Here is a 3,493-nt window from a genome sequence, read left to right on the forward strand (position 1 = left end):
CGTCAACTCCCGCCTCCGGCTGGAAGTCCACGACGCCTGCGCCGCCCACCCCACCCTCCGAGTCGCCACCCCTGACGACGAGCACGGGCGCGGCCTGTTCCTCGTCAACGAGCTCGCCGAACGCTGGGGCTGCACCAACCGACCGGGCGGCATCGGCAAGTTCGTCTGGGTGCTCATCTCCCCCGTGCCCGCCCCCGCCCTCGTCACCGCCTGAAAGCCCGAACCCCCATGCACCTCACGACCCTGGCCCGGCACGCCCTCTCCCGGGGTGCCACCCCGGCCGCGGCCTTCGCCCTGATCGCCCGCCTGGGCCACTCGCCCCTGCCCGTCGCGCGCGCCGTCTGCCTCGCCCTCGACATCCCCCTCGCCGAGACCAGCCGCCGCCTGGCCGAGTGCTACGACGCCCTGCTCTCGAACCCCCGCCCGGACTCCGAGAACGACACCGGTGAACTCCTCGAAGCCCTCGGTGTCTTCGACGTCCCCAAGTCGCTCACCGACACCGAACTCGCCGTCGTCGAACACTTCCTGGCCGCCATCGACGCCCACGGCAGCCTCCGTCCCGGCCACCGGCACGGCCTCCAGCGCTGGTTCACCACCGGCAACCTCACCACGGCCTACCTCTCCCTGGCCGCCGCCCATCCCATGCCCCGCACCGGCGACCCCGCCCTGTACTGGGCCACGCTCGTCACCGCCGGCGAACTCCTCACCGCTGCCCCCGGCCCCGACACCCGCATCAAGTACGCCCTCACCCACTGCCGCACCCAGACCACCAAGCACCAGAAGTCGACGGGTCCGACTTCCTACTCCTCGCCGCCCGAGGCGAGCGTCCGATGAACCTTCCACCCCCTCGGCATCTCCAACCGCCTGAGTCCCGCCGAGCCATGGCCAGAGCCCCTCCCCTCCAGGACGGGGCTGCAACGACACAATCCGGACCACCACCAGGAGAAACGCATGACCCAGACGCCCGCACCGTGGGGCATCAGCAGGATGGGGCCCTACCCGGCCACCGCCACGCTCCCGTCGTTCACGCCCGTGATCGACCCCGAGACGCAGATCGCCGTCATCGTGGACGAGAACGGCCGAACGCTCGAACTGGGGAGTCACGGCACCAGCACCAGCGGTGTCACGCCCACCCACACGAGCCCCGGTGACGGGGCCAAGCCGGGCGGGGCCACGGACAGCGACGTGACCGAGTCCTACGACCAGGACCAGAGCAACGACTGATGGATCACCGAAGCGGGTCGGTGCTGGTACTGACCAACTCCTCCGACGTGACAGCGGATGCGGTCCTGCGGGTGCTCGCCGAGCGCCGGGTACCGGTGGTCCGTCTCGATCCCGGCACCGACCTGCACGCGGGTGCCTCGCTGACTGCCGTGTACGGCACCGGCGTTCAGCGCGGCACCCTCCGCACGTCGAGCCGCGAGCTCGACCTCACGGCCGTGCGATCCGTCTGGGTGCGCAGGCCCTCGCCCTACGGCGGGCCACCGGACCTCGCCGGGCAGGACCGCCGGTTCGCCGCCTCACAGGCGTTCTGGGGGGCGGGCGGCATCCTGGCCTCACTTCCCGGGGCGCACTACGTGAACCACCCGTGGCTCAACCGGGCAGCGGAGTACAAGCCGGCTCAGCTCGCCACCGCACAGCGCTGCGGATTCCGGGTGCCCGACACCCTGATCACCGACGATGACCACGAGGCAAGGAAGTTCGTCACCGCCCAGGTCGCCGGAACGGTCTACAAGCCCCTGTGGAACACCCCGTACTCGGTCGACGGGCAGGCCCAGGCCGTCTGGGTGCACGAAGTCCGCGGCCAGGACATCACCGAGGCCGTGACACCGTGTCCGCACCTGTTCCAGGCCAGGGTTCCCAAGGCGTTCGACACCCGGGTGACCGCCGTCGGAAACCGGCTCTTCGGCACCCGCATCGACAGCCCGGACCTCGACTGGCGATACCGCCAGGACCGAATGCGTTGCAGTCCGATCGACGTCCCCGCCCCGGTCGCCGAGGCCATCACCCGCTACCTCGCCGCCTTCCAACTGGTTTTCGGGGCATTCGACTTCGCCGTCACCACTGACGGCACGTGGTCCTTCCTGGAGTGCAACCCGAACGGGCAGTGGGCGTGGCAGCCGGCCGGGACCACCCATCGGATCGCGCACGCGATCGCCGACCAACTGGAAAGAGGTCACCACGAATGACCACGTCCGACATCCTTCGCGCAGCCCTCGTCGACCAGCTCACCGGGAACGGCACGCTCACCGACCCCGCGTGGATCGACGCCGCCACCGCTGTACCGCGTGAGCTGTTCGTCTGCGGCTACTTCGTCCCGATCGACGGGAGCGCCCCCACCGGCTACCGGGCCGTGCGCCATGGCGACCCCGGATACCTGGAGGGGGTCTACGCCGACCAGACCCTCGTCACCCAACTCGACGGTCGCACATGCCCGGAGGAGGCCGGGGAGCAGTCGGTCTCCGGGGCACCCTCGTCGTCATCGACGCTGCCCTCGCTCGTGCTGGCCATGTGGCAGCGACTCGGTGCGGACGCCGGCCACCGGGTGCTCGAAGTCGGCACCGGGACCGGCTATTCGACCGCCCTCGGGGCTCGCCGCCTCGGCGACGGAGCCATCACCAGCATCGAGTGCGACCCCCGGGTCGCCGAACGCGCGGCCGCGGCCGTCGAGGCCGCCGGCTACGCCCCGCGCCTCGTCACCGGCGACGGCCTCGGCGGGGACCCGGACGGCGGCTCGTTCGACCGGCTGATCGCGACATGCTCGGTCCGGTACCTGCCGACGGCCTGGCTCCACCAGGTGAAGCCGGGCGGCCGGATCCTGGTCACCTTCTCCGGGTGGGGCTACGCCAACGCCCTGGCGCTGCTCGACGTGACCGGCCCGGGCGAGGCCACCGGCAGGTTCCTGCCCGGCCACACCAGCTTCATGATCGCCCGCCCTCACGACCGGCCGCCCCGGCCGGCTCTTGCCCTGCTCCCCGGCGAGGAGCGCGCGAGCCGCATCGACCCCGCGAAGCTCGACACCTGGACCGGAAGCTGGGTCGCGCAGCTCGCGGCACCCTCAGCGGAACGGATGGGGGCGGGCGGTCGGCAGATCCTCTCGGACGTGGCCACCGGATCGCAGGCCCGGACCGTACCCGATCCGGCAGGCGGCTGGACCGTCGTCCAGCGCGGACCGCTCCACCTGTGGGACCAGGTGGAGACCGCCATCGAGGCTTGGCAGAGCGCGGGCGAGCCGCCCCAGGACGCCTTCGGCATCACGGTCTCGGCAGCCGGCCAACGCGTCTGGCTCGGCAGCCACGACGGCCCGGGCTGGAACCTGCCGATCTGACCCGACCCCTTCGGATCGGACGCAGCCTGCCGCCCCAACCCGTGCGCGGGTTGGGGCGGTCCGCGCCACCCGCTGTCACGGGGTGCGCTGCGGCCCCTGGGTGGACGCGCTGCCCGCGGTGACGAGGACGGGGCCGGCGTCCTGCGCGACCAGTACCTGGTGCGT

Annotated in this window: 5 protein-coding genes; all 5 read left to right on the top strand. The window is 71.9% G+C overall.

The window, feature by feature from the left end; all coding sequences use genetic code 11:
- The coding region (locus AE652_RS05015) for an ATP-binding protein (RefSeq protein ID WP_049649908.1) at nt 1-214 on the top strand (214 nt) is incomplete at its 5' end.
- Nucleotides 215-228: 14 nt separating this feature from the next.
- The gene (locus AE652_RS05020) at nt 229-834 is read left to right on the top strand and encodes a hypothetical protein (protein ID WP_049649909.1); all 606 of its coding nucleotides are present in this window, start codon (nt 229-231) and stop codon (nt 832-834) included.
- A gap of 117 nt (nt 835-951) precedes the next feature.
- Nucleotides 952-1,224, top strand: a complete 273-nt coding sequence (gene tgmA / locus AE652_RS05025; RefSeq protein WP_049649910.1) for a putative ATP-grasp-modified RiPP — start codon at nt 952-954, stop codon at nt 1,222-1,224.
- Nucleotides 1,224-2,189, top strand: coding sequence for an ATP-grasp ribosomal peptide maturase (tgmB, locus tag AE652_RS05030; protein ID WP_049649911.1), 966 nt, complete (start codon nt 1,224-1,226; stop codon nt 2,187-2,189). Before tgmA ends, tgmB begins: the two co-directional genes overlap by 1 nt.
- Nucleotides 2,186-3,328 (top strand): ATP-grasp peptide maturase system methyltransferase, encoded by a 1,143-nt coding sequence (tgmC, locus tag AE652_RS05035; RefSeq protein WP_049649912.1) that lies wholly within the window; start codon nt 2,186-2,188, stop codon nt 3,326-3,328. Before tgmB ends, tgmC begins: the two co-directional genes overlap by 4 nt.
- Nucleotides 3,329-3,493 lie beyond the last annotated feature (165 nt).

The sequence above is a fragment of the Kitasatospora sp. MY 5-36 genome, from assembly GCF_001182915.1.
Lineage (GTDB): Bacteria > Actinomycetota > Actinomycetes > Streptomycetales > Streptomycetaceae > Kitasatospora.

Coding starts and splice junctions, on each gene's coding strand:
- tgmA (WP_049649910.1), top strand. CDS start 952: ATGACCCAGACGCCCGCACCGTGGGGCATCAGCAGGATGGGGCCCTAC.
- tgmC (WP_049649912.1), top strand. CDS start 2,186: ATGACCACGTCCGACATCCTTCGCGCAGCCCTCGTCGACCAGCTCACC.
- tgmB (WP_049649911.1), top strand. CDS start 1,224: ATGGATCACCGAAGCGGGTCGGTGCTGGTACTGACCAACTCCTCCGAC.
- AE652_RS05020 (WP_049649909.1), top strand. CDS start 229: ATGCACCTCACGACCCTGGCCCGGCACGCCCTCTCCCGGGGTGCCACC.